This is a genomic window from Roseibium sp. HPY-6 (assembly GCF_040530035.1).
In the GTDB taxonomy this organism is placed as follows: Bacteria; Pseudomonadota; Alphaproteobacteria; order Rhizobiales; family Stappiaceae; genus Roseibium.
On the sequence record NZ_JBEWCD010000001.1, the window covers coordinates 2047193 to 2071859 of the forward strand.

At 57.6% G+C, this 24667-nt stretch carries 18 protein-coding genes; 5 read left to right on the forward strand and 13 right to left on the reverse strand.

What is annotated here, in order from left to right:
- Nucleotides 1-50: 50 nt before the first annotated feature.
- The 3 genes from ABVF61_RS09505 to ABVF61_RS09515 form a co-directional block, all read right to left on the reverse strand.
- A complete protein-coding gene (locus ABVF61_RS09505; RefSeq protein ID WP_353993273.1) occupies nucleotides 51-1790 on the reverse strand; it encodes an ABC transporter substrate-binding protein in 1740 nt (579 codons plus the stop codon).
- Nucleotides 1791-2234: 444 nt separating this feature from the next.
- Nucleotides 2235-3086 carry a tryptophan 2,3-dioxygenase gene (gene kynA, locus ABVF61_RS09510; protein ID WP_353993274.1) on the reverse strand — a complete coding sequence of 284 codons (852 nt, stop codon included), beginning with the start codon at nucleotides 3084-3086 and terminating at the stop codon, nucleotides 2235-2237.
- Nucleotides 3087-3246: 160 nt separating this feature from the next.
- The gene (locus tag ABVF61_RS09515; RefSeq protein WP_353993275.1) at nucleotides 3247-4356 is read right to left on the reverse strand and encodes an ABC transporter substrate-binding protein; all 1110 of its coding nucleotides are present in this window, start codon (nucleotides 4354-4356) and stop codon (nucleotides 3247-3249) included.
- 285 nt (nucleotides 4357-4641) lie between these two features.
- On the opposite strand from ABVF61_RS09515, the gene ABVF61_RS09520 reads away from it, so the two are divergent.
- The 4 genes from ABVF61_RS09520 to ABVF61_RS09535 all read left to right on the forward strand — a co-directional run bounded on the left by ABVF61_RS09520 (nucleotide 4642) and on the right by ABVF61_RS09535 (nucleotide 12361).
- Entirely contained in the window at nucleotides 4642-5550 is a 909-nt protein-coding gene (locus ABVF61_RS09520; protein ID WP_353993276.1) for a transporter substrate-binding domain-containing protein, read from the forward strand.
- Nucleotides 5551-5667: 117 nt separating this feature from the next.
- Nucleotides 5668-9000: a transglutaminase family protein gene (locus tag ABVF61_RS09525; protein ID WP_353993277.1), complete on the forward strand. Its 3333-nt coding sequence runs from the start codon at nucleotides 5668-5670 to the stop codon at nucleotides 8998-9000.
- Between the two features lie 42 nt (nucleotides 9001-9042).
- Nucleotides 9043-11448: a circularly permuted type 2 ATP-grasp protein gene (locus tag ABVF61_RS09530; protein WP_353993278.1), complete on the forward strand. Its 2406-nt coding sequence runs from the start codon at nucleotides 9043-9045 to the stop codon at nucleotides 11446-11448.
- Between the two features lie 37 nt (nucleotides 11449-11485).
- Nucleotides 11486-12361: a transglutaminase family protein gene (locus ABVF61_RS09535; protein ID WP_353993279.1), complete on the forward strand. Its 876-nt coding sequence runs from the start codon at nucleotides 11486-11488 to the stop codon at nucleotides 12359-12361.
- 302 nt (nucleotides 12362-12663) lie between these two features.
- On the opposite strand, the gene ABVF61_RS09540 is transcribed toward ABVF61_RS09535, so the two are convergent.
- The 10 genes from ABVF61_RS09540 to ABVF61_RS09585 all read right to left on the reverse strand — a co-directional run bounded on the left by ABVF61_RS09540 (nucleotide 12664) and on the right by ABVF61_RS09585 (nucleotide 24071).
- On the reverse strand, nucleotides 12664-13722 hold the full coding sequence (locus ABVF61_RS09540) for an ABC transporter ATP-binding protein (protein WP_353993280.1): 1059 nt from the start codon (nucleotides 13720-13722) through the stop codon (nucleotides 12664-12666).
- A gap of 20 nt (nucleotides 13723-13742) precedes the next feature.
- Nucleotides 13743-15032: an MGH1-like glycoside hydrolase domain-containing protein gene (locus ABVF61_RS09545; RefSeq protein WP_353993281.1), complete on the reverse strand. Its 1290-nt coding sequence runs from the start codon at nucleotides 15030-15032 to the stop codon at nucleotides 13743-13745.
- 39 nt (nucleotides 15033-15071) lie between these two features.
- A complete protein-coding gene (locus tag ABVF61_RS09550) occupies nucleotides 15072-16304 on the reverse strand; it encodes a carbohydrate ABC transporter permease (protein WP_353993282.1) in 1233 nt (410 codons plus the stop codon).
- Complete coding sequence (locus ABVF61_RS09555; RefSeq protein WP_353993283.1) at nucleotides 16301-17605, reverse strand: sugar ABC transporter permease; 1305 nt, start codon at nucleotides 17603-17605, stop codon at nucleotides 16301-16303. Before ABVF61_RS09555 ends, ABVF61_RS09550 begins: the two co-directional genes overlap by 4 nt.
- Before the next feature lie 205 nt (nucleotides 17606-17810).
- Nucleotides 17811-19160, reverse strand: coding sequence for an ABC transporter substrate-binding protein (locus ABVF61_RS09560; protein ID WP_353993284.1), 1350 nt, complete (start codon nucleotides 19158-19160; stop codon nucleotides 17811-17813).
- 1 nt (nucleotide 19161) lies between these two features.
- Nucleotides 19162-20268: a LacI family DNA-binding transcriptional regulator gene (locus ABVF61_RS09565; protein ID WP_353993285.1), complete on the reverse strand. Its 1107-nt coding sequence runs from the start codon at nucleotides 20266-20268 to the stop codon at nucleotides 19162-19164.
- 409 nt (nucleotides 20269-20677) lie between these two features.
- Nucleotides 20678-21088 carry a D-ribose pyranase gene (gene rbsD, locus ABVF61_RS09570; protein ID WP_353993286.1) on the reverse strand — a complete coding sequence of 137 codons (411 nt, stop codon included), beginning with the start codon at nucleotides 21086-21088 and terminating at the stop codon, nucleotides 20678-20680.
- Between the two features lie 94 nt (nucleotides 21089-21182).
- Nucleotides 21183-21554, reverse strand: coding sequence for a VOC family protein (locus ABVF61_RS09575; protein WP_353993287.1), 372 nt, complete (start codon nucleotides 21552-21554; stop codon nucleotides 21183-21185).
- A 20-nt stretch (nucleotides 21555-21574) separates the two neighbouring features.
- On the reverse strand, nucleotides 21575-22756 hold the full coding sequence (locus tag ABVF61_RS09580; protein ID WP_353993288.1) for a GAK system CofD-like protein: 1182 nt from the start codon (nucleotides 22754-22756) through the stop codon (nucleotides 21575-21577).
- 58 nt (nucleotides 22757-22814) lie between these two features.
- A complete protein-coding gene (locus ABVF61_RS09585) occupies nucleotides 22815-24071 on the reverse strand; it encodes a glycerate kinase type-2 family protein (RefSeq protein WP_353993289.1) in 1257 nt (418 codons plus the stop codon).
- A gap of 202 nt (nucleotides 24072-24273) precedes the next feature.
- On the opposite strand from ABVF61_RS09585, the gene ABVF61_RS09590 reads away from it, so the two are divergent.
- Nucleotides 24274-24663, forward strand: coding sequence for a DUF427 domain-containing protein (locus ABVF61_RS09590; protein WP_353993290.1), 390 nt, complete (start codon nucleotides 24274-24276; stop codon nucleotides 24661-24663).
- The last annotated feature ends 4 nt before the right edge of the window (nucleotides 24664-24667 follow it).

Below are 24667 nucleotides of genomic sequence, written 5' to 3' on the forward strand. Positions count from 1 at the left end.
GGACCGGGGACAAGCCCCGGTCCGGCTTCAGATTTGGGACGCACCCAACCTTAGTTTTGAGACCAGCGAGCGACGAGGTCGTCGTAGTTCACTGTCTGGCCTTGCGGCTTCTCGTTTTCGAGTTTCGCCTTCGGCGCACCCGGCTTCTCGAGCCAGAAGGCTGCGTCTTGCGGTTCGTTCAGACGCGGTCCGCAGCCGCCGTAGACATTAGCGCGTTCGTCAGCCTGCTGCATGCGGGCCATCACGATGTCCATCTCTTCGGCAAGTCGGTCCATGGCTTCCTGCGGCGTGAACGCACCTGAGTTCACGTCACCGATCTGCTGCCACCAGATCTGGGCCAGCTTCGGATAGTCCGGAACGTTGACGCCTGTCGGAGACCAGGCCACACGGTCAGGCGAACGGTAGAATTCGACCAGACCACCGAGTTTCGGAGCACGCTCGGTAAAGGACTCGTGGTTCACCGTGCTGTCGCGGATGAACGTCAGACCTACGTGGCTTTTCTTGGTGTCGACGGTCTTTGAGACAACGAACTGTGCATAGAGCCATGCAGCTTTGGCGCGATCTTCCGGGGTCGACTTGAGGATCGTCCAGGAACCCACGTCCTGGTAGCCGACCTTCTGGCCTTCTTCCCAGTAAGGACCATGCGGGCTCGGAGCCATCCGCCAAAGTGGTGTGCCTTCGTCATCCACCGTGTTGTTACCTTCCGACTTCGGCTTCACCATGTCGGCAGTAAACGCAGTGTACCAGAAGATCTGCTGGGCAACGTTACCCTGGCTGAGCGCCGGAAGGGACTGGTAGAAGTCGAAGCTGGCAGCACCAGGAGGCGCGTAGTTGCGCAGCCACTCGTCCCATTTGCGGATCGCGTAGACAGCCGCAGGTCCGTTGGCCGCACCACCGCGAGACACGGATGCACCGACCGGATTACAGGACCCCGCTTCCATGCGGATGCCCCATTCATCAACCGGAATGCCGTTCGGCTCGCCTTTGTCCCCCGCGCCGGCCATCGACAGCCATGCATCGGTCATGCGCCAGCCGAGATCCGGAGCGCGCTTGCCGTAGTCCATGTGACCGTAAATCGTGACGCCGTCGATTTCCTTCACGTCGTTGGAGAAGAACTCGGCGATGTCTTCGTAGGCCGACCAGTTGACCGGCACACCGAGATCATAACCGTACTTTTCCTTGAAGGCCGTCTTGAGGTCTTCACGGTCAAACCAGTCCTTGCGGAACCAGTAAAGGTTTGCGAACTGCTGGTCGGGCAGCTGATAGAGATCACCGTCTGGACCGGTTGTGAACTGGGTGCCCATGAAATCGTCAAGATCGAGACCCGGGTTGGTAACGTCCTTGCCGTTGCCCTCCATCCAGTCGGTCAAATTGTAGGCCAGCTGGAGCCGCGAGTGCGTGCCGATCAAGTCGGAGTCGTTGACATACGCATCGTAAAGGTTCCGGCCGGTCTGCATTTGTGTCTGCACGGCCTGGACAACTTCACCTTCGCCGAGGATCTGGTGATTGACCTTGATGCCCGTAATTTCTTCAAATGCCTTGGCAAGAACTTCCGACTCATAAGAGTGTGTCGGAATACCTTCGGACAGAACATTGATTTCCATGCCGTTGAACGGTTCAGCCGCATTGATGAACCACTGCATCTCGGCAAGCTGCTCATCCTTGTTCAGCACGGACGGCTGGAACTCCTGATCGATCCACTTCTTTGCCGCTGCTTCATCGGCAAAAGCGGACCCTGCTCCCGCAAGTACAGCACCGGCTGCAACTGCGGAGAGTAGATACTTACGCATCTGAAACTCCTCCCATGTGAGTATATAAGCCGTTTTCGTCGGCTTCGCTTACAAGGACACACCATTGCCATGATGTCAAACTAATTTTTTAGTAGATTTATTTTCTGATACCGAATTTAATTAATTAATTGATTTAAATACGTTTTTTACACAAATCCTGCAGGCAACACCGTCAGCAAAATGAAGCTGTTTCCGCACCTGGCGATGAAAGTGTGGCACAATCTTGACATTTCACATAGCGCAAAATGCGGTTTCGAGTCTTTCGGATTAGCGCTGCGATTGCTTCGAAAAATTTCGTTTTGCATCGCAAAACGAAAACAAGAGAAAATTTACTGCAATGCACCATCCGAGCCCACAGCGCCCATCGGAGACCGGACAATCATGACAGGGGACGGCAGAGTGACCAAAAGGGAGTTTTAAATGCCGAGTACATGGGATGAGATTTCAGAGTACGGTTCTGACGTGCCAGAGCTCGGGGAAAAGCTCAACTTCCAGCATCCGTTTCAGATAGGAAACGCCGCCCGTTCCCCCGGTGCCGCGTTTGAAACCGATTACGCGCTCGACGGTCGTTACATGGTTGAACCGCCAGCGGCGGAAATAGTCTTCAAGGTCGACGAGCTTTTCACCCACTTCATATAGAGCCCAGTGGCTGGTGGGGTCCTGATAAACGGCCTGCCAGAGATCCCTGATTTCGATCACTTCAAGATGCGGCGCTGATGCAGGCACGGAGGTCGTCTCGACCGGAACTTCAAAACCCTGGCGGCGCGCAAACTCAAGGACCACCTGATAAAGGCTGGGTTTCTCAAGCTCCGCTTCCAAAAGGGCACTGCCGTCCGGATCGTGCGCGTGTGGCCTGGTCATTGACAGGTTCCGGTTACCAAGCACGTATTCGATCAACCGGTATTGTAGAGACTGAAACCCGGACGACTGGCCAAGCGCATCCCGGAACCGCGTATAGTCGCTCGGCGTCATCGTCCGCAGCACATCCCAGGCCGAATTGAGCTGCTCCATGATCCGGCTGACCCTGGCGAGCAATTTCATGGCTTCCGGCAACAGATCGTTTGCAATCGCGTCCCGGGCGGCATGAAGCTCGTGCAGCATCAGTTTCATCCATAATTCGGACGTTTGATGCTGAATGATGAAAAGCAACTCGTCCGGTGCGTCGGACAGCGCCTTTTGCGCGGACAGTATCTTTGAAAGTCCGAGATAGTCGCCGTAAGACATTCTGTCGGAGAAGGTCATTTGCGCACCTTCTGTTTCCGGATTGTAGGCAGCGCCCAATTCGTCGTCTTGCATGATGTCTGTCTCTCGGCCGGAGTTTTAGTACCCTTAGCGTCTCTATACAGGGCAAGGACGGCAGATTGAACAGGCAGCGTGTCGGCCTCGCAACCAAGGCGTCTCGAGCGAAGGCGGTTTTCTGTCGTGCCCCGGAAAAGACCGATTGTGTTCTTGGCGGTTATTGCGAGCGCTTCGCGTCGCCCGCATCTGCAGCCCGCAGGATCGCTGCGGCGGAAAAGTCGTAGTTGCTCCTGCCGGTTCTGGTCTTGCAGAAACGGCCAAAATCTATCTTGCGCCAGTTTCCGTCACCCAGGTGCTCCAGATAGTCATCGACGTTGGCAGGTGTTATCGGGGACATCTTGAATCGCACGTCGACATAGACCTCACCCTTCGAGGTGCGGAAGAAATGATCCCGCAGCAAGACAATCGCCCAGGCACCGGCAAAAACGTCACCGCCATGAGACATCGTCATCTCGCGGCGTGCAATGGCTTCCATGGCGCGTTTCGACCAGTTCAAACCGGCAAAGAGGACATCTTCCCCAGCGGTTAGTCCGCGTTCTACAGCGGCTTTGCGAGCCCCGAAGGCGATAGCGTCTGTTGCGCCCCAGATTGCATCGACCTGCGTGCGCGCCAAAACGTCTTTGGTTCTTGCAAAAGCAACCTCTTCGTTCCAGTCCACGGGAATAGCGTGCAGGAGCTCAACATCCGGATTTTCGGCGACGGCACGCTGCATGCCGGTTTCGCGCAGGAGTCCCGATGGCGTCGAGGTGTCCCCGGTTAAAGCAAGCAGTCGGATCTTCTTCTCGCCGGCGCGCATACCTCTCCTCTTTTCGATGAGTGAAAGCGCCATCTCGTAGCCGGCGTTTTCATTGTCCGGCGCAATTGACGCAATTACCCGGCGCAGATCAATTCCACGCGCCTCAAGGAGCGATCTCTGCGTCCGTGTGAGCGTGTTCAAGAGGAAAAGCACCTTGCTTGACGTACCATCAAGCAGATGCAGCAGTCTGGCGGCCGACTGATATTCGTTCACGAGGATGAAGTAATCAGGCAGATCGCCTTTTTCCAGGCGCTGCTTCAGGACCATCTCCATGCCGTATGGCTGTCTGTCGGCATTCAGGATTTCCAGATCAATGTTCAGGTCGTCTGCGGCCGCCGTCATCGTCCTGGAGACTTCGCCCCAAAAACCGTCATTGCCGCCCGGATTGATGAAACTTACCCGGAAGTCGGCAGCTTGAGCGGCTCCGGCAAAAACCAGAATCATCACAAACAGAATACACCTTGCGATCATGACTTTCCTATTTCGCCACACCAACTTAACGCTTCGCAGCGCCTACGGCGCATTTCAGGACCGGTCACCGACAGGTCTGATTAGGGCTCCATTGCCCCGATCCTTCAAGTACTGACGGTCACATATGCACACATATCAATAACTTACCTATGGGCACTTTCGTTCGAGAAGTGACTACTCAAGCACTCGCGATGAGGTCGGCCAGTACCCAGGTTTTGTTCATCTGGGCAATCTGAAGTATGATCGCGCCAACGAAAATCCCCGCATTCAAAACGGCGGAAGATCATGTGCAAATTTGGCCGACTGGCACTGGCGATATTCTGTGGCGTATTTTTCCTGTCATTCGATGCAAGAGCTTTTACGCAGCTAGATGAAATAGTCACGCTGAAACCCCGGGGAGAAGCGGACAATCGCTACCGTTATGTAGAAGAGCTTCTGCGGAAGGTACTTAAGAAAACGGGCACCAATGCGTCGGTCACGCAAGCTGCATCGGATTATTCGAGGGATCGCCTGCTGCAAGAGCTTATTGTCGGCGAGAATATTCAGGTCATTGCGGAGGCACCCAAACCCGGTTGGGAAGAAAAGCTCATTCCAATTCGAATTCCACTGCGAAAGGGAATTCAGGGATTCAGGCTTTTGCTGATCAACAAACAGGATCAGAAGGCTTTGGCCGAAGTCGAAAGTCTGGATGACCTCATGGCGTTTCCAACAGGCTCCGGCTCACAATGGTCTACGCGTACCGTAATGGAAGAGGCCGGGTTCGAGGTCATCACAAGCGAGGACTACGAAACGCTTTTCAGGATGCTTCAGCTTCGGCGTTTCGTGACCTTCGGACGCGGTGTCAACGAGGCGTTCGCGGAGCAGGCCAGTTTTTCAAGAAAAAACCCCAACCTGATCGTTGAAGAAACGCTGTGCATCTACATTCCGCTTCCGACGTATTTTTTTGTAAGCCCTGCATATCCCGAGCTGGCGGAAAAAATAGAAGCCGGCCTCCTTGAGATGATAGAAGACGGCTCCTTCGACGAGCATTTCCGCGCCTTTCATCAAGACGATCTCGAACGCGCCAATCTTGCGAATAGAAAGATTTTTTCGCTCACGAATACGAATCTCAGCGATGAAACGCCTTTTGAGCAATCCGACTACTGGTTTGATCCGGCATCGGTGGGTGCCGTCATGACCAAAGACGGCAGCTGAGACAAATCACATAAAAAGACATCTGCCTGGCTCCACGAAGAAACACGTGGTGCGGTGCGTCAAAGTATGAAAATCTAGGCCCCGTTTTCTGAACCTTAAGCTGATCAGGGTCACCGAATGTCCATACGCGCAAGCATTTATCACTTGACCCATTACCGCTATGACAGACCGGTGACGCTCAGTCCGCAAATCATCCGGCTTCGTCCGGCCCCCCACAGCAGAACCCGGGTGCTGTCACACTCATTGAAGGTCTCGCCTGGTGGGCATTTCGTCAATCACCAGCAGGACCCCTACGGCAACTGGCTTGCGCGTTTCGTGTTCCCCGAACCGGTGCGCGAATTCAAGATCGAGGTGGATCTTGTTGCCGATATGAGCGTTTACAACCCGTTTGATTTCTTCGTTGAGGAGACCGCGGAAGAGTGGCCGTTCGACTATCCGGAAGATTTACGGGTCGATCTTGAGATCTACAGGCGCACCGAAACGCCTGGACCACGCCTTGCCGCCTTTCTGGACTGTGTCCCGAAGGACAAAGCCAGGACCATTGACTTTGTCGTTGGATTGAACAGCCGCGTCTCACAGGAGGTCGGCTACGTCATTCGCATGGAGCCCGGCGTCCAGACGCCTGAGGAAACCTTTGAACGGGGAACGGGCAGCTGCCGGGATTCAAGCTGGCTCCTGGTGCAGGCCCTGCGGCATCTCGGCTTTGCTGCACGTTTCGTCTCTGGGTATCTCATCCAGCTAAAACCGGATCTGGAGGCTTTGGACGGCCCGTCCGGCACCGATCACGATTTCACCGATCTTCATGCGTGGGCAGAAGTCTATCTGCCGGGCGCGGGGTGGATCGGTCTCGACCCGACCTCCGGTCTCCTGACCGGTGAAAGCCACATCCCTCTGGCTGCGACACCGCACTACACGAACGCTGCGCCCATCGTCGGCATGGCCAGCGAGGCAAATGTCGACTTTTCCTTCGACATGCAGGTTTCAAGGATCGCGGAGCATCCGCGCATCACGAAACCATTTTCCGACGAAGCCTGGTCGGCGCTGAACACTCTCGGCGATGAGGTCGATCGTATCCTTGCGCAGGAAGACGTGCGGCTGACCATGGGCGGAGAACCAACTTTCGTATCCATTGACGATTTTGAATCCGATGAATGGAACACGGACGCCGTCGGCCCGACAAAACGCGATCTGGCAGACAAGCTCATCCGGCGCCTCAGAGATCGGTTCGCTCCCGGCGGATTTCTGCACTACGGCCAGGGCAAATGGTATCCGGGCGAAACACTGCCCCGTTGGACGTTTTCGCTCTACTGGAGGCGGGACGAAAAACCGATCTGGCAGGATGCCAACCTGATTGCCGAAGAAGGCACCGAGACCGGTGCAACCGTCGAGCAGGCCCAATCGCTCATGCAGCATATCGCGACCCTTCTGGAGCTTGAACCGGGGTACGTCGTACCGGCATACGAAGATCCCGCTGTCTGGATGGTCAAGGAAGCAAATCTCCCGGAAAACGTCACACCGGACAATTCCGAGCTCGAGGATGCCGAAGCACGGCACCGCATCGCACGTGTGTTTGACCGGGGCCTGACAAGTCCGGCCGGTTACATATTGCCTGTCCAGCGCTGGCAGTCGAAATCAGCCGGAACACGCTGGCGCTCGGAACGCTGGAAGCTGCGACGGGATGCGCTCTTTCTCGTCCCGGGTGACAGTCCGGTCGGCTACCGGCTGCCACTGGAGTCGCTTCCCTATCTAATCCCCGCGCAATATCCCTACACGAACATTGCCGATCCGTCGGTACCGCGTGATCCATTGCCCGAGTTCACAGTCGAACCACGTACTGAGCCGCAACAGAACATTGCGCGTTTCACGGCAAATGAACCGCAGCAGGAGCGTCAGGAACAAGTTCCCCCTGACCGGGAATTGGGCGATGCGACGGTCAGAACCGCGCTTTCTGTCGAGCCGCGCGATGGCCGCTTGTGTATCTTCATGCCGCCGGTTGAGCGGCTTGAGGACTATCTGGAACTGATTGCCACAGCCGAGGCGGCCGCTGCCGATTTGGAACTGCCTGTCCACATAGAAGGATATCCGCCTCCGACCGACCCACGTCTGAATGTGATCCGCGTGGCGCCGGATCCCGGTGTCATAGAAGTCAACATTCATCCCGCCGGCAGCTGGAAGGAATGCGTCGCAATCACTGAAAACGTCTATGAGGAAGCACGGCAAACCCGTCTGGGGGCCGACAAATTCATGATTGACGGCAAGCACACAGGCACCGGGGGCGGCAATCATGTGGTGGTTGGCGGAGCGACGCCGCTGGACAGTCCGTTCCTGAGGCGCCCCGATCTGCTGCGCAGCCTCATATTACACTGGCAGCGGCACCCGAGCCTCTCCTATCTTTTTTCGGGATTGTTTATCGGACCAACCTCGCAGGCACCCAGGGTGGACGAAGCCAGACATGACGGGCTCTACGAACTGGAAGTCGCACTGTCGCAGATCCATCGACCCAACGAGGGACCGGCCCCGTTTCCGTGGCTGGTCGACAGGCTGTTGCGCAACATTCTCGTCGATGTAACGGGAAATACCCATCGCGCCGAAATCTGTATCGACAAGCTTTATTCACCGGATGGTCCTACGGGCCGCCTCGGGCTGGTTGAATTCAGGGGTTTCGAGATGCCGCCGGACCCGCGGATGAGTCTCGCCCAGCAATTGCTGTTGCGTGCCCTGCTCGCCCGGCTTTGGCAACATCCCCTGTCGGGTAACCTGACGCGTTGGGGCACGACCCTCCACGACCGGTTCATGCTGCCGCACTATGTCTGGGCCGATTTCCTGGAGGTGCTTCAGGATCTCCAGCACCATGGCTTTGCCATGCGTCCCGAGTGGTTTGAGGCACAGTCTGAATTCCGGTTTCCGTTCTGCGGCGAGATCGAGGTTGACGGCGTCCATCTGGAACTGCGCCAGGCGCTCGAACCCTGGCATGTTCTCGGCGAGACCGGAGCGATCGGCGGAACCGCCCGCTATACCGACAGCTCCACGGAACGCCTTCAGGTGAAACTGACGACCGCAGATCCTGAGCGTTACAGTGTCACGTGCAATCGCCGGCTGGTCCCTTTGCAAAAAACAGAGACGAGCGGCGTAGCCGTTGCGGGCGTGCGATACAAGGCCTGGCAGCCTGCGATGGCACTTCATCCTGTTCACCCGGTCGACGCTCCACTCACCTTCGATATTTTCGACCGCTGGAGTGGCCGCGCACTCGGCGGCTGCGTTTATCACGTGGCGCATCCGGGCGGCCGCAGCTACGAGACGTTTCCCGTCAATGGTAACGAGGCGGAAGCCCGGCGGCTATCGCGTTTCGAATCGCACGGTCACACGCCAGGTCTTTTCGTGCCTCAACCGGAGCAACCGCACCCGGAATTTCCGCTGACCTTGGACCTCAGGCGTCCTGCCGGTGTATAAGGCCTTCAACGCGTTGGAGAAGCCGGATTGGGAATGATGTGAATGAGCCTGGATGAAACAGCAAAAAGCGGCGACCTGGAGTACGACTTGTTAAAGTCGTATCGCCCTTTTCCAGGCGTTTCCGACGAACTGCTTGATCCGAGCGGCACGGTCCGACCGGTCTGGAGGCCGTTTCTTGACCATCTGTCCTCACTGTCCGCAGAAGACATCAGCGACCGGTTTGCGCGCGGCAATCAGTACCTCAACGACGCCGGCGTATACTTTCGGCAATACGGACAAGATGGCGCACTGGAGCGCGAATGGCCTCTCAGTCATATTCCGGTAATCATCGGCGAGAGCGACTGGCAAACGATTGCCGAGGGCTTGGTTCAGCGCGCGGAACTTCTGGAAAAGGTCGTTGGTGATCTTTACGGCGAAAACCGGCTCGTCACCAATGGATACCTGCCTGCAAGCCTGATCGCTGAGAGTCCGGAATGGCAGCGCCCGCTCGTCGGCATCACGCCGCGTTCGGGTCATTTTCTGCATTTCCTGGCGTTCGAAATCGGTCGTGGTCCGGATGGCACATGGTGGGTCTTGTCTGACAGGGCACAGGCTCCTTCCGGAGCTGGTTTTGCCCTTGAAAACCGGGTCGCCACGGGCCGGGTCTTCAACGAATATTTCGCCAAGGCAAATGTGCACCGTCTTGCCGGGTTCTTCCGCAGGTTCCGGGATCAGGTCCTGGACTTGCGCGGCGAACAGGACAGCCGCGTCTCGATCCTTACGCCGGGTCCGCTGAACGACACTTACTTCGAGCATGCCTATATCGCACGCTATCTCGGCTTCATGCTCCTCGAAGGAGAGGATCTGACGGTCGAGAACGGTCATCTGATGGTACGGACAGTCGCCGGGCTGAAACCGGTCAGCGTGCTTTGGCGCCGCCTCGATTCTGCCTGGACCGATCCCGTTGAATTGAACGAGGAATCGCATATCGGCACGCCCGGGTTGGTCCAGGCCGTGCGCGAGGGCACCGTGACGATGGTCAACGCACTCGGCACGGGCATTCTGGAAACCCGCGCCCTGCTTGCCTTCCTGCCGCGCATTTGTGAGCAGCTGTTAGGGACCGGATTGAAGCTGCCCAACGTCGCCACCTGGTGGTGCGGAGAAGAAACCACCCGGTCCTATGTTAAGGAACATGCCGCGGCGATGATGTTTAGTCCGGCGCTCTCGACCGCGCTGCCCTTCACGTCTGGACAGACCGACTTTATCGGCAAGGATTCAGACAGGTTTCAAAAGGGCATCCTGGAAAACTGGATCGACTCGGAAAAGGGCGGCCTCGTCGCTCAGGAAGCTGTCACGCTCTCTACGACACCGGCTTACCACGACGGCTTGCTCGTCCCGCGTCCAATGAGCCTGCGCGTCTTCCTGGCGCGTACCCACGAGGGCTGGGAAGTCATGTCCGGCGGATTTGCCCGGATCGGCAAGGCGGAAAGCGCGAGTGCAATCGCGATGCAGGCGGGTGGTTCTGCCGCCGATGTCTGGATCGTCGGAAAGCGCAAGCTTGCGATGGACACCCTGCTTCACCAAAGCGAATCTCCTTTCTTCAAGTCGCAGTCCGGCGCCCTTCCCTCCCGGGCCGCGGATAATCTTTTCTGGCTCGGAAGGTATGTGGAGCGAGCAGAAGGAGCGGTTCGTTTGCTGCGTGCCTATCACGCGCGCCTCCTGGAGACAGCCGATCCGGAAGCACCCCTGATCTCGCGCACGGCCGACTATCTTGAAGACATCGGCGTCGCCCCCGAGGCCCCGATCCCGGACGGGCTGTGTGCCATGCTGCAGTCTGCCGTGAACAGTGCCGGCAAGGTTCGTGACCGTTTTTCAGTTGATGGCTGGCTTGCCCTCAACGACCTCGCGCAGACAGCCAATGGTGCGCGACAGATCATGAAGGACAACGCGGATGTGCCCCGCGCAATGAGCCTTTTGCTGCGCAAGATCACCGGGTTTTCTGGGCTGGTGCACGAAAACATGTACCGCTTCACCGGGTGGCGTTTCCTGAGCATTGGTCGTGCGCTGGAAAGAGCAAACAGAATGGCGGATCTGTTGTCCGGCTTCACCGGCCCCGATGCACCCGATGGAGCTCTGGAGTTGTTGCTCGAGGTCGGTGACAGCGCCATGTCCATGAGCCGCCGCTATGCTGTGTCTCTTTCGCACGCGACTGTTCTCGACCTGCTGGCGATGGACCCGAAGAACCCGCGCTCGGTGATGTATCAGCTCACGGATATGAAAGACCATATCAGCGTACTTCCCGGCGCTTCTGAAAACGGCTATCTGTCCGATCTTGCCCGCGCTGTCCTGCAGGTTCACACGAGCCTTGCCGTTGCGACGCCCGAAACCCTGACACCGGAAACACTCGACGAATTGAGGGACCAGATCGCGTTTCTCTCGGTCGAGCTTTCCGATACATATATTCGATAGCCCGGTTTTCCGCCGGGCCGACATTTGAGAGTCAAACGTGCTTTATGACGTAAGCCTGGAAATTACGTACGACTACGCCAGTGCCGCGTACTCAGGTCGACACGCGCTGCGTCTGCTGCCCGCAACAATTGCTGGTGAGCAAAGGCTTCTGTCGTCCAGTATCAGGCTTTCTCCGGGACCAACCGAACGAAGGGACCGCAAGGACTTTTTCGACAACGCCGTCACTGACGTCATTTATCGCAGATCCCACAGCGAGTTGACGTTCAGACTGGCCGCCAGGATCGAGCGAACCGCGACACCTGAGGAGCTCGACATTTCACCGCCACTTCCGGTGCTGGCAAGAGAATTGGCAAACGTTCAGTCACTCGGACCCGATGAGCCGGTCCATTTTCTGACAGCCTCTCCAAGGCTCCCGCTCGATCCCGCCTTCGCCGTCTATGCCCAGGAACATATCAGTCCGGGGTGTACGGCACTTTCCGCCATCGAAACGATCGGCAAAGCGCTGCATGAGGATCTGGAGTTCGACGCGGAAGCTACAACGGTAGATACGCCCGCGCTCGAAGCCTTCGAGCGCCGGCATGGTGTTTGTCAGGACTTTTCGCACATCATGATTGCCTGCCTGCGCAGCATCGGTATTCCGGCAGGCTATGTCAGCGGTTTTTTACGGACGATCCCGCCTGAAGGACAACCGCGTCTTGAAGGTGCCGATGCCATGCATGCCTGGGTCCGCGCCTGGTGTGGAATCGAAGTTGGCTGGGTCGAATACGACCCGACCAACGCGCTTCGGGTAGGGCAGGATCATATCGTGGTTGCAAGGGGCCGGGACTACGGGGACGCGGCGCCCGTGAAAGGCGTATTGCGCACGGCGGGTACACAGACCACGGGCCACAAGGTGGATGTGATTCCAAGGTAGAATCTGCTGCTGCTTTTTGGAAATGCCATCTGGTTTACGTCACTGAGGAAACGGCATAATTCCTCGTGACACCAGGTCGGAACACGGAATTTCTTCCTGGATTTGTCACCCCGGTTTGCCGTGCAAACGGCAGGACCGGGATCGAGTACCCCGTGAGGCCGAAGACTAAAAAATACCGGAAACAAGAACTTACTGGGGTCCGGCGTTCCGCTTCGCTTCAGCCGGAATGACAAGTCTGTTGATGGGAGATCGCCTCGCGAGGTCTGTTGCGAGGCGAACAGGACAGCAATCGTTGAGGCTCGTCAGCGTATGGCCTGGTTCTCCGCGTCGAAGAAATGCATGCGCTTTTCATCGAACTTCAGGCCAATTCTGGCGCCTTCTTCGATCGTCTCACTGCCGCTTATTCTGACAAGAATGGTTTCAAGGCCGTCCAGGGCAACATAGAGGAAGATGTCCGCGCCGAGATATTCGGCAACTTCAACGGTTCCGCTGCAATGGCCTTCCCCCTCAGCGACGATCGTCATGTGCTCAGGGCGAATGCCGAGCTTGACCGGTTGCTGCGTCAGTTCGGCATGCGGATAATGACCACCGCCATGCCCCTGCAGCGAGAACTGATCACCAGAGACCGAACATGGCAGCACATTCATTTTCGGCGAGCCGATAAACTGCGCAACGAAAAGGTTGTCCGGTCTTTCGTAGAGTTCGCGCGGCGAACCGACCTGTTCGATCCGGCCAGCCTGCAGAACCACGATCTTGTCCGCCAGCGTCATCGCCTCGACCTGATCGTGGGTGACGTAAATCATCGTGGTGCCGAGGCTTTTGTGGAGACGCGCAACCTCAAATCGCATCTCAACCCGAAGCGCGGCATCAAGGTTGGAAAGCGGTTCGTCGAACAGAAACGCGCTCGGTTCGCGCACAATCGCGCGACCGATGGCAACGCGTTGGCGCTGCCCTCCCGACAGAGCCTTTGGCCGGCGGTCCAGATAGTCGTCAAGCTTCAGAACTTCGGCCGCCGCATTGACCTTGTTTTCAATTTCTGGCTTTGGGACACCTGCCGTTTTCAGACCGAAGCCGACATTTTCGCGCACGGACATGTGCGGATAAAGGGCGTAGGACTGGAACACCATTGAGAGACCACGCCCTGATGGCGGAAGAGCCGTGACGTCCTTGCTGTCGATCTCGATCGATCCCCGGCTGGTCTCCTCAAGGCCTGAAATCAGGCGCAGCAGCGTCGATTTTCCGCAGCCGGAAGGGCCGACAAAAATGACAAACTCACCGTCCTGAATATCCAGATCTATGCCCTTGATGACCTGGAGATCGCCGAACCATTTTTCGACCTTGTTGAGCTGTATCGCGCCCATGCCTTATGTCCTCCGGCTTGTTATGCTGCTTGTTCAACATGTGTTGGGGATGCCCAGGTCAGCCAGATGGCTGCCGTCCACGAAAAGGTGCCTCCTCCGGCACCTGCCGCCGTTTCCGGGCTGAAATATTCGGCAAAGCCGCTCGCTTCGACGAGCCGTGCCGTATCATTTCTCAACCTTTCCGCGCGTACGCTGTCACCGACTTCGGCAAAGCCCCTGGCGATCATGTAGTTCACCATGGCCCAAACCGGACCCCGCCAGTATCTGAGCGGTTCATAGCTGGTATGTTCCGGATCGTAGGATGGCATCAGGTAGCGCACCTTTTCGGCGATCCTGTCAAAATGCCCCTGGAGCGAAACCAGCGTTTCCTGATCGGCAATGCCGGCATAGGGAGCAAGGAACGACATGCTCGAAATCCCGTTGGTGTGCTTGCCGGATCTCCGGTCCAGCGCAACGTGAGCTTTCAGATCGTCGTGCCAAAGGGTTTTCACCCCCGTCTCCATGCGGTTGATCCATCCCTTGATTTCATCCGCTTCCGCGTCTTTGCCCAGTCTTTCGGCCAACGTCAGAAGGTCGCGGGATGCCCGCAGGAAGATGAATGTGACGCCCGGATCGGCGACGAAGAAGGGACAGGTTCGCGCAACCTCGGCCGGGTCCCATCCGACATTCCGGCAGGCGGCCATGATGCTCAGATACCTGTCGTAGTCTTCCTTGTGCGGCCGCATCGCCGGGTCGACATGAGATGTATCCTTGCGCTCATAGGGCTCGATGTCCTGCACCACAACGGCACGCAGAGCATCGTCCCAGTCCGGCAGGTTGTCGCGGCCAGATTCCCAGGGATGGATGACGGACATGGCACCCTTTGCCTCCGGATCCCGGTAGGCAAGGAACCACCGGTGCCAGTTCATGAGACTGGGAAAGAGGGCAGCGGCGCGGCCGAGCGCTTTCCCGCTGGTATCGTTATCGACAAGATCGCGGATAACTGTGGCCGCAACCGGCGGCTGCGAATGGCCCGAACTCGGGATGGGCCCGCCATTTGTTCCCCAGACGGAAGGACCAGGAAAGTAGCTTGGGTCATCTTTTCGAAAGAGAATGTGAGGAACCATTCCGTCCCGCCATTGCCCTTCGAAAAGCATTTCGATTTCCCGCCACGCCCGATCCTGATCGAAGGTTGCGAAACCAAGAGCCACGAACACCGAATCCCAGTTCCACTGATAAGGGTAGAGGCCTTTGGTCGGTACCGTGTATCCGCCCTGATCGTTTTCGATCAGGATGGATCTTGCTGTTTGATCTAAGTCTGCGCTTGACACAGATTTCTCCTTGGCCGGTGCGGCCGTTTCAAATTCGATCTAACCCTTCACACTGCCGGCCGTCAGGCCCTGCACGAGGAAGCGTTCGAACCAGAGGAAAATGACGAGGACGGGCACGGTCGCAATCACCGCGCCCGCCATGAGGTGCTGACGAGGCACCTCGGAGGAATTGAGGGACACGACACCGCGTGACAGTGTGAAGATGTCCGGATTGTCGAGGAACATGAAGGCGAACAGGAATTCATTCCAGGCGATCATGAAGACGTAGAGCGAAACGGACGCCAGCGCCGGCAGCGACAACGGCAGTGTTATCTTCAGGATAACGCCAATCCGCGTCAGGCCGTCCATCAGACCGGCTTCTTCCAGCTCGGAAGGAATTCCGCGGAAATAGCCCTGCAGCATGTAGAGAGCGACCGGGATCGTTGTTGCCGGATAGACGATCAACAGCCCGGTGAGCGTGTTGCGCAGACCGAGTTGGGAGAACACGGCGTAAAGCGGGATCACCAACACGATCGCAGGGACCATGTAGATCAACAGCACCGAGCGCGACAGGAACGCCTGTCCCGGAAACCGCAGCCTTGAAACCGCGTAAGCACCTGGAACGGAGAAAAGCAGCGTCAGCAACACCGTTGAAACGGAAACATAGGCTGAGACGAGCAGATAGCGGCCGAAGTTGAACTGGGTAAACAGCTCGACATAAGAGCGGAACAGCCCATCCAGCCCTTGCGAAAAGTCGATGGAAAGATCCAGCGGATTTGCCAAAAGGGTCTGCTGGCTCTTCAGAGAGGTCATCACCATCACATAGAACGGCAGTGCTACGATGATCGTGAAAATGACGAAGCCGACACCCTTGGCAATGCGGATATAGATCACTTCGCGTTCGTAGCGGCTCATGGCACCCAGGCTCGCGCCCGACAGGCAAACGCTTGTCGCCCAGGTGGCCCCTAGAACGAATACGATCAGCGCCAGAATCTGCCAGACCGGAACGGTACTCAGCGGCAGGGTAAAGGGTGCTGCGAAAGATCCGACCATTAAAATCACGAACAGCGTGATCGCGGCGATTGCCCAGGCCGGCAGGCCACCGCTTGAGCCGGCCGATTGCCGCCAGACGAACACCAGCGCGCTCACCAGACCTGCAATGCCCGCGGCCGTTGCCTGCGGCAGCGCGACCTCACCCGTAATCAGCGTCAGCGTGACGGCGATGACGACAATTCCCGTTACGCCCCAGATAAGGCCCGTGATGGCAGCAAGAAGGATACTCCCCGGTCTCATAGCCCTTCCTCCTTCGGTGAGAAGCGGATGAACAGGGTCGCGAATGTCACCAGCACCACGAAGACCACGACCGCCACCGCGGCACCGGCTCCAAGGTTGGAGAGTGCAAATCCCTGTTCATAGACATCGACGGTGAGCGTCCTGGTTCCGGCATTGCCGCCGGTGAGCAGGAAGATGTCGTCGAACTTGTTGAACGTCCAGATGAACCTCAGCAGGAACAGCACAGACAGGATGCCCATCAGCTGCGGCAGCGACAGGTACCAGAACTGCTGCAACGGCGTCGCTCCGTCCATCTCGGCCGCTTCATACATATCCGTGTTGATCGACTGCATGCGCGCCAGAATGAACAGGAAGGACAGCGGAAAATACCGCCACGCCTCGAACGCGATCACGGTCGTCAGCGCCAGCGGAAACTCCATCGGTATGCCGAAGAGCGAGTACTCGATCGCCCGCTGACCGAAGAAATTGATCGGGTCGCTGACCACACCCATCTTGGTCAGAAGAGCATTCACCGTCCCGGAAAACGGATCGAACAGCACGACCCAGGTGAAAGCAACGGCAATCACCGGAGAGACATAGGGAAACAGGAAAAGTCCCCGGACGAACCCTCTACCCTTGAAAACCGTGTTCAGCAGCTGTGCGGCGAAAAGGCCGAGGACCAGTGCCCCGCCTGTCCCGAAGATCGTGTAGTAGAATGTCACACGCAGAACCGACCAGAATTCCTCCGCGCTGAAGATCCGCTGAAAATTCTCAAAGGTGAAATCGAAACTCGTCAGGATGTTGTCCGCGTCGCCGGTTATGACCGGTTCGCTGGCGCGTTCAGGCCTGTTGGCTGCAAGAAAGGCATCCGTGACCGTGCCTTCGATCTTGAGTCGTTCGCGCCAACCCGGTTCAACCGTGCCGATGGTGCAAGTCAGTGCACTTCCATTAAGGGTACAGACATCCGGCAGAAGCGAGACATTGAAGCCGTCCGGAATAGCGTCTGTCAGAACGACATCGCGGACTTCCTCCTCCTGCGAGGAATTGCGTAGCCGGTATTCAAGCTCAGCGCTGTCTCCGGCGGCCTCGGGACCTCCGCGCAATCGTTCGTTGACCAGCACTGTCGGCGGACGCAGATCTGCAAGCTGAACCGGTTTGACACTGATCCAGAAGTTGGCAAGCAGGGGCCCGGCGACAATCATCAGGATGATGGCGAATGTGGGCGCCAGCATGAGATAGGCCAGCCACATCTCGCGGCGCTGCATGGGCCCAACACCTTTTGGCGGGCCCAGGGACTCCGAATTTTGATTCTGTGCGCTCATGGTTTCAGCTCTGCTTTTCTGCCCGTTTGCCATCTGAAATTCAGGGGGGCGTTGGGACAAACCGTCCCTCACCTCCCGCACGGCATGCGCGGGAAGAAGCACTTGGTGGGGATCGGGCACCTGTCGGCTTTGCGCCCGATCCAAATGTTGCTGGTGGGTGGTGTTCCGCCGGGTAGCCGGAGGAACCACGTGCATTTTGTTGTTGTTATTGAACCTTGGCGAGTTCTTCGTTGAGCTTGGCAACAGTAGCCGCTGCATCGCGCTCATCGTCGATGAACTCACGGACATAACGGTTGATCACCTGGCTGTTGATGATCTTGGAGGCAAGCGAAAGCTGTCCTTCCGTGACACCCCAACGGCTGGCGGTATCGAGACCGGCAACGATGGTCTTGATCGTCTCGGGATCATAGAGCTCGGTCAGCGGAGCCTTGCGGTCCACACCGACCGGAAGTTGGGCCCAACCGTCCACGAAAGCCGTTGCATTGTCGGCGTTGCCACGACGGATCGGGAACTTGCCTTCAGGCGCAATCGACAGAGTCGACATGTAACCGTCATCCATGGAGAATTCGACAAACTGCATCGCAGCTTCTGTGTCGGCGTCATTGGTAATGCCAAAGTAACGCACATCGCCCCAGGCCGCGCCGTCGGGATTGGACGGGCCGCTCAGCGTTGTCACGACGCCGGTTTTCGATGCCAGTTCCTTGGAAGTCGGATCGTCGGTGATCGTCGGAGGCGCGCTGTCGCGCAGACCGGCAAGTTCATCCAGGATGAACGGAGACCAGATGATCATCGCAGCTTTGCCGGCGAAATAAAGTTCACGCGACTGCTTCCAGAAGAGGTCGCCCGGAGGAGAAGCTTTCGCGATCGCCTTGTAGAATTCCAGCGCCTCGATGGTCTTTTTCTCGTCAAGAGCCTTGAAGCCTTCGCCGTCGACCGGCGTTATGCCATTGGCCAGCAGGACATGCTCAAGCACCTGGCTCATGAAGTTTTCGTCGATTTTGGTCGCGGCGACGAAAGCGAACATTTCCGGCGGATTGTGCAGCTTTTCAACCGCAGCCAGAATGTTTTCATAGCTGTCGGGTGCGGCAAGACCGTTCTCGTCGAAGAGATCTTTGCGGTAGACGACCATCTGCGTCCAGCCATCGACCGGGACCGAGGCAATACCGCCGTCAACCGCCGCCATCGCGACCGCACCGGGTGCAAAGGTATCCTTGCCGAGATTGTCGACGACTTCGGTCGCAGCTTCTGTATCCAGAATGCCGGCTTCTGCCCAGGGCAGCGCATATTGAAGCGTGTGATAGATCACGTCCGGCAAATCACCGGCGGCAAAAGCCGCGGTTGCGCGCGTGCCGAGGTCGGATTCGGAAACCGGAATGACCTCGACTTCGATACCGGTCTTGTCCTTGAAGGCTGCCGCCATTTCTTCTTGTTTGGCCAGACGTTCAGGCTGCTCTTCCGTTGTCCAGAAACGCAGCGTATCCGCCTGTGCCGTGGTCAGGCCAAGTGCGAGCACGCCCGCAATGGTCGAGGCCAGGAATTTACTCCTCCCAAACATTTCATTCTCCCTTACTGCCAGAAGGTGGCTGTTGGTTCAGCCGGTCACGGAGCACATTTGCCAGCGCATCCGATGTCATGGATGGAGCGCCATCGGAGGCGCGCCGGATAAGTCTTGCCTTTGCGAGAGCCTGCAGTGTCTGCGGCTCTTTTCCGTCAAGAAGGTCGATCAGCATGCGGGCAACCCGCCCGCCGGCTTCCTGCGCGCTCTGCGAATACGTCGTCAGCGGCGGATCAAGATATTCACCTGCCGGCAGACCGTCATAGCCGATCACGGTCACGTCCGACCCGGTCTTCAGACCAAGTTTCCGGCAGAGCTGCACGACACCGATTGCCAGCGCATCCGTTGCGCACAGTATTGCGGTTGGTGGTGCAGCCTGAGACAGCAGAGCTTCAGCACCCGCAAGGCCGCCCTTCTCGCTGATCGTCTGGATTGTCTCAAGGCTCGGATCATGACGGACGCCTAGCGCGTCAAGACCCTGGCGGTACCCTTCCAGGCGCTGGCGGGCGAAGTTCAGGTCGAGCGATCCTCCGACAAAGCCAATCCGCTCATGACCCAGGCTGTAGAGATGGCGAACACCGTCTGCAAACGTCGCCTCGTTATCGATGTCGAACCAGGCATAGCCGGAAGGATCACCGGTGCGTCCGTGGGCGACAAACGGAAAATTCTGCTCACTCAGATACGCGATACGGGGATCATCGACTTCCGTCCGGGTCACAATGAAACCGTCCACCTTGCGCCGGGCGATCAGGCGCTTCAGCGTTTCAATCACGTGATCGCGCGAGTGCGCCGTTGTCACAAGGAGATCAAGGCCGAGTTCATCAAGTGCCCGTGCGATGCCGTCTATGAACTCCGCCAGAAACGGATCGGCTCCATTGCCGTGTCCGACCGGGATGATGATACCCAGCGTATCCTGCCGTCCGCGCTTCAGGTTCCGTGCTGTTGCCGACGGCTGGTATCCCAAATCCTGAACGGCCTTGAGGATACGCTTGCGGGTGCTGTCTGAAATGTCGGTATAATTGTTGAGGACGCGCGAGACGGTTCCCTTGGCAACGCCCACATGGCGGGCCACGTCGTCAATAGTGACGGAACCACGGAGTCGCGACATGTTTCCTCCCGAAGGGCCCTTGTCCCTTTGAATTTTCGGCTACCGGAATGCACCAGGTGCCGATTTATTAGGCAAAAGTGTTCCAAAACCGGTTTCGGAAGTCAACAAAATCGGTTTCGGAAACATAAAAAGAATTTTTCGCACTGCGGGAACCTGCTGGTGTTAAAGCAAAACACCACGCTCAAAGGTTTCGGAAAATCAAGAAGACGTCGCGCGCCAAACCTTCAGTAACCTACGATTGGAAGCTCGATTGGAATCCATGATCATCCCGGTCTGGCAGCGCCAAGACCCGGATCCGGTATCTGCACGCGAGGAGGAACGCGCTGAACTCAGAAATTACTGGATTCTGGCTTCTCGCTTAGCTTCAGCCAGGATAACGTTCGATCGTCAAGATAACCACCTGGAAGGCTCAGAACGGTACCGAGGACACCAGAATAATATTGGCGTAAGGCGTGACCTCGCCGGTGCGTATGATCGCTCGGGCGCGCTGTGAGCGGAGTTTGAAGTCGTCGTGTGACATCCGGACGTGCTCGATCGGCTTGCCGGTTTCCGCCGCCCAATGCGCCAGTTTCACCTCAATCCGCGTGACCAACTCAGGAGATGCTTCTTCTGCGAAGGCAGCCTGTTCAACAATGAGTTCCCAAGTCAGGGCTTCGAAGACATCGAAGAAGCCCGGAACACCCGGTGACACGGCAAGGTCGATGACACCGACACCTGGCGGCACCGGCAGTCCGGCGTCAGCAATCACAATCTCGTCCATATGCCCCAGCGAAGCCACCAGCTTGCTGAGATGACGGTTCAAGAGCGGTGTGCGTTTCATGAAACCTTCCCGACTTTCAGTCACGTGACACTCAGCATATGAACACGGACGCGTGCAGATTGTCTTAAAGCCAAGCAGCACCAGCGGCGGCCCTCTATTCCTCGGGCAGTTCGCCCTCCGGTGGTTGCCAGAGTTCGACAGCGTTGCCCTCCGGGTCCAGGAAGCGGAAGAAGCGGCCGTATTCCTCATCGTCGTAGCCGAGCTCAGTCACACCGCTGGCACGAAGGCTTGTCATCAGGGCATCAATGTCATTCACCCGGAAATTGATCATGAAGCGATTGTCAGCGGGTCCAAAATAAGATGTGTCCGCCTTGAAGGCAGCCACGACGGACGGACCCGCGTTCTGATGCAGCCACGTGCCGAGATTGATATCGAAGTGCTTTTTGTAAAACGCGGCCTGCCGCTCCGGGTCGGTGCTTTTGAAAAAGACGCCGCCAATACCGTCGACCTTCGCTGAATGACTCATTTACCGTCCTCCGACTGTGTTCACACCAACGAGACCAACGCTTCACAAAGCGCCACCGGGTCGTAATACGGCGAAGACGTCTTGCTCACCAGATCGAGCTTCAGCACCGTGATACCACGCGCGCTGATTTCGCCAGTCTGCGCGTCCGGTATGCTCTTGTCGACAATAACGAAATTGAGCAGATTTTCTGTGCGGCAAGCGGCACCGGCATCGCGATGCAGATAGGTCAGCAGCGTGTGGACCTTGTCCGCGAGTGGCATGTCGCCGGTTTCAGGATCTTTACCAAGACTTGGAACGTAGACTTTCGGAACCGTGCGTTCCGCGACCGCGCGCCCGACCCCCTCCGGCAGCAGGTTGGCCATCAGGCTTGTGTAGAAACTGCCGGGCGCATAGCAAATCAGATCAGCGGAATGCATCAGCGTCCGGTTGCGTTCCGGGAAAACAGACTGCGCAAGGTTTTTGCCGTTGAGACTGTGATTGAGGAAAAAGTCCTTGATCGGCGACGTCAGTGCCGGGTGCTCTTTGCCGGTCAGTAAATGCTGGCCGATGATCACGTCACCATTGGCAAGTTCGGCACCCAGATGCAGGTTGTCGTCGGTTACCGCTCGAACCGTGCCCTGCACACCGACCAGTTTGGAGACCAGAAAGATGATCGGCTCAAGCTGCTGGTTCTGGTTGATGTAGCCACCCGCCAGAATGAGATTGCCGATGCTTGCGCCGCGCAGGTCGAACGTTTTCGGGCAGGCAGACCGGAACATGCCGAGCTGGTTCTGGATGAGCATGCGCATAGGTTGCTCGATGGCACCGACCAGCGGATGCGTGCCGGCGATCATCGCGCCGAGTTCATTGTGCAGATCCTCCAGCATCGCAGACTTTGCAAAACGGTGCGTGAAAAGCCGGAAGACATCCGGATGCCCAAGCACCGTCTCGTCGGCAAGCGCCATAAGACGGCTTCTCAGATCTCCGATTGCCGGCATGTCAAATGCGACCCGAAGCCCTTGCGAGCTGCCGCCGGAATCAAATGGCGTCACGAGGTGAATGGAGTTGTGCGTGTAGCGCTTCAAAACTTGCGACACGCCATTCAGCGCCGATCCTCCGCTGAAAAAGAGGAGGCGTGGGCCGAGCTTCGGATTGGACAGAAACCGTTCGATCCTGAACGGGTCCGGCATGCGCACCGCACGCGTGATGGTGACTTCGGACATACCAACCCCTGTTCAAATCGCCTTTCGGCAAATCCGAATTTGCCGCCGGATCAGGTCGCTATTCAATCCATATGGCACGGAAATCATTCACATTTGTCAATGTCGGTCCTGTGACGACCTGATCGCCGATCTTTTCAAAGAAACTGTGCGCATCGTTTTCGCCAAGCGCTGCCGATGCCGAAACGCCCTTTACTTCGGCTTTGGAGAGCGTATCGGGTCCGATGACGGCACCGGCAACCTCTGCGGCTCCGTCGACACCATCGGTATCGCATGCAAGCGCATAGATGCCCTGCGCCCCCTCAAGCGCAAGCGCCAAGGCGAGGGCATATTCCGCATTGGGTCCGCCGACCCCGTTGCCATTGCGGGTCACTGTCAATTCACCGCCTGAGAGCAACAGGAGCGGCCGGCCCCCTGCGCCGCGCGCTCTCTGGCGCTCAAGAGCGAGGCCTGCATGCGCACGCGCGACCTCTCGCGCTTCCCCTTCCAGGGCGTCCCCCAGAATCTCAACGTCGCATCCGAGGCCTTTGGCCAGCGCCCGCGCAGCTTCAAGCGATTGGGAGGGGGCAGCAAAGATCGTGTTGGTTACGCGCGAGAGCCTTTCATCGTCGGGCGGAATGACCCCGGTTGGGCCCGCCAGAACATTCTTGACTGTATCCGGCACCTCAAGAGCCCAGTTATCGAGGATTGCGCTCGCGTCGTCTTGGGAGCTCTGGTCCCCGACCGTTGGCCCGGACCCGATTTCGGCCGGATCGTCACCTGGAACGTCGGACAGCAGCAATGCCTGCATATGCGCTGGATAGGCCGCCGCAGCGAGCTGACCGCCTTTCACCGCACTAAGGTGCTTTCGCACCGTGTTCATCTGACCGATGGGAGCACCCGAACTTAAAAGCTTCTGATTGACCAGCTGCTTTTCCGAAAGCGAAATTTCGCCCGCAGGCGATGTCAGCAACGCCGAAGCGCCACCGGAGATGAGCGCCAGAACGAAGTCATCCTCGCCAAGACCCTCAAGAAGCGACAGCAGGCGGCGTGTGGCATTGAGACCCGCCTCATCGGGAACAGGATGGGCTGCTTCGACAATCTCGATCCCCTGACAGGGACGCCCATAGCCATAGCGCGTAATGACCAGCCCCTCACAGGGTCCCCAGACGGCTTCGACAGCTTCGGCCATGCGCGCTGAGGCCTTGCCCGCTCCAATCACAACGACCCGGCCGCCCGGCTTTTCGGGGAGAAAAGCAGAGAGGCTTTTCATCGGATCGGCCACTTCCACCGCCCGCTGAAACAGGTCTCGCAGGGCCTCGGCAGGCTGATTGCTCATGGGGACACACCTTTCATTTCGAACAGGTGAGCAGTTTGAGCGCTGTTTTAAGAGATTTTTCAAGGCGCGATTTGGCCAAAGTCGTCTTCATACTATCTAAAAGCCAAATAGAAGTGCATTTTCGCATGAGAGAATTGCCCATTTCACAATTGCCAAATTGCCTTTGCGACCTCACGTAGGTGAGAAAAGAGAGGACAAACCGATGTCAGACACCTCAATGCCCGCGCTTAATGACGCGATCAGAAACCCGAACAATCCGACCCATATGATGGTGATCAAGGATGTGGCGCGCCGCATCCGTATATACGCCGGCGATGTCTTGCTGGCGGACAGCACTTCTGCACGGAGGGTCGTGGAGTTCGGCAAGTCGGTCTATGACCCCGTGGTCTACATTCCCGAAGCAGACCTGATTGCAAATTTCGAGACCGTCGAGAGGTCGACACATTGCCCGATCAAGGGCGACGCCAGCTACGTCGCCCTGGAGGGCGCCGAGATAGGCTGGGTATATCACAACCCGATACCCATGACCGCTCAACTGAAAGGGCATTACGCATTCTGGCCTGCAAAGACACGTCTGGTGGAAGGCGAATAGATTT

What these genes read in the sequence shown, in the direction of transcription:
- ABVF61_RS09505 (WP_353993273.1), bottom strand. Translation starts at nt 1,790, where the DNA reads ATGCGTAAGTATCTACTCTCCGCAGTTGCAGCCGGTGCTGTACTTGCG.
- kynA (WP_353993274.1), bottom strand. Translation starts at nt 3,086, where the DNA reads ATGCAAGACGACGAATTGGGCGCTGCCTACAATCCGGAAACAGAAGGT.
- ABVF61_RS09515 (WP_353993275.1), bottom strand. Translation starts at nt 4,356, where the DNA reads ATGATCGCAAGGTGTATTCTGTTTGTGATGATTCTGGTTTTTGCCGGA.
- ABVF61_RS09520 (WP_353993276.1), top strand. Translation starts at nt 4,642, where the DNA reads ATGTGCAAATTTGGCCGACTGGCACTGGCGATATTCTGTGGCGTATTT.
- ABVF61_RS09525 (WP_353993277.1), top strand. Translation starts at nt 5,668, where the DNA reads ATGTCCATACGCGCAAGCATTTATCACTTGACCCATTACCGCTATGAC.
- ABVF61_RS09530 (WP_353993278.1), top strand. Translation starts at nt 9,043, where the DNA reads ATGAGCCTGGATGAAACAGCAAAAAGCGGCGACCTGGAGTACGACTTG.
- ABVF61_RS09540 (WP_353993280.1), bottom strand. Translation starts at nt 13,722, where the DNA reads ATGGGCGCGATACAGCTCAACAAGGTCGAAAAATGGTTCGGCGATCTC.
- ABVF61_RS09550 (WP_353993282.1), bottom strand. Translation starts at nt 16,304, where the DNA reads ATGAGACCGGGGAGTATCCTTCTTGCTGCCATCACGGGCCTTATCTGG.
- ABVF61_RS09555 (WP_353993283.1), bottom strand. Translation starts at nt 17,605, where the DNA reads ATGAGCGCACAGAATCAAAATTCGGAGTCCCTGGGCCCGCCAAAAGGT.
- ABVF61_RS09560 (WP_353993284.1), bottom strand. Translation starts at nt 19,160, where the DNA reads ATGTTTGGGAGGAGTAAATTCCTGGCCTCGACCATTGCGGGCGTGCTC.
- ABVF61_RS09565 (WP_353993285.1), bottom strand. Translation starts at nt 20,268, where the DNA reads ATGTCGCGACTCCGTGGTTCCGTCACTATTGACGACGTGGCCCGCCAT.
- rbsD (WP_353993286.1), bottom strand. Translation starts at nt 21,088, where the DNA reads ATGAAACGCACACCGCTCTTGAACCGTCATCTCAGCAAGCTGGTGGCT.
- ABVF61_RS09575 (WP_353993287.1), bottom strand. Translation starts at nt 21,554, where the DNA reads ATGAGTCATTCAGCGAAGGTCGACGGTATTGGCGGCGTCTTTTTCAAA.
- ABVF61_RS09580 (WP_353993288.1), bottom strand. Translation starts at nt 22,756, where the DNA reads ATGTCCGAAGTCACCATCACGCGTGCGGTGCGCATGCCGGACCCGTTC.
- ABVF61_RS09585 (WP_353993289.1), bottom strand. Translation starts at nt 24,071, where the DNA reads ATGAGCAATCAGCCTGCCGAGGCCCTGCGAGACCTGTTTCAGCGGGCG.
- ABVF61_RS09590 (WP_353993290.1), top strand. Translation starts at nt 24,274, where the DNA reads ATGTCAGACACCTCAATGCCCGCGCTTAATGACGCGATCAGAAACCCG.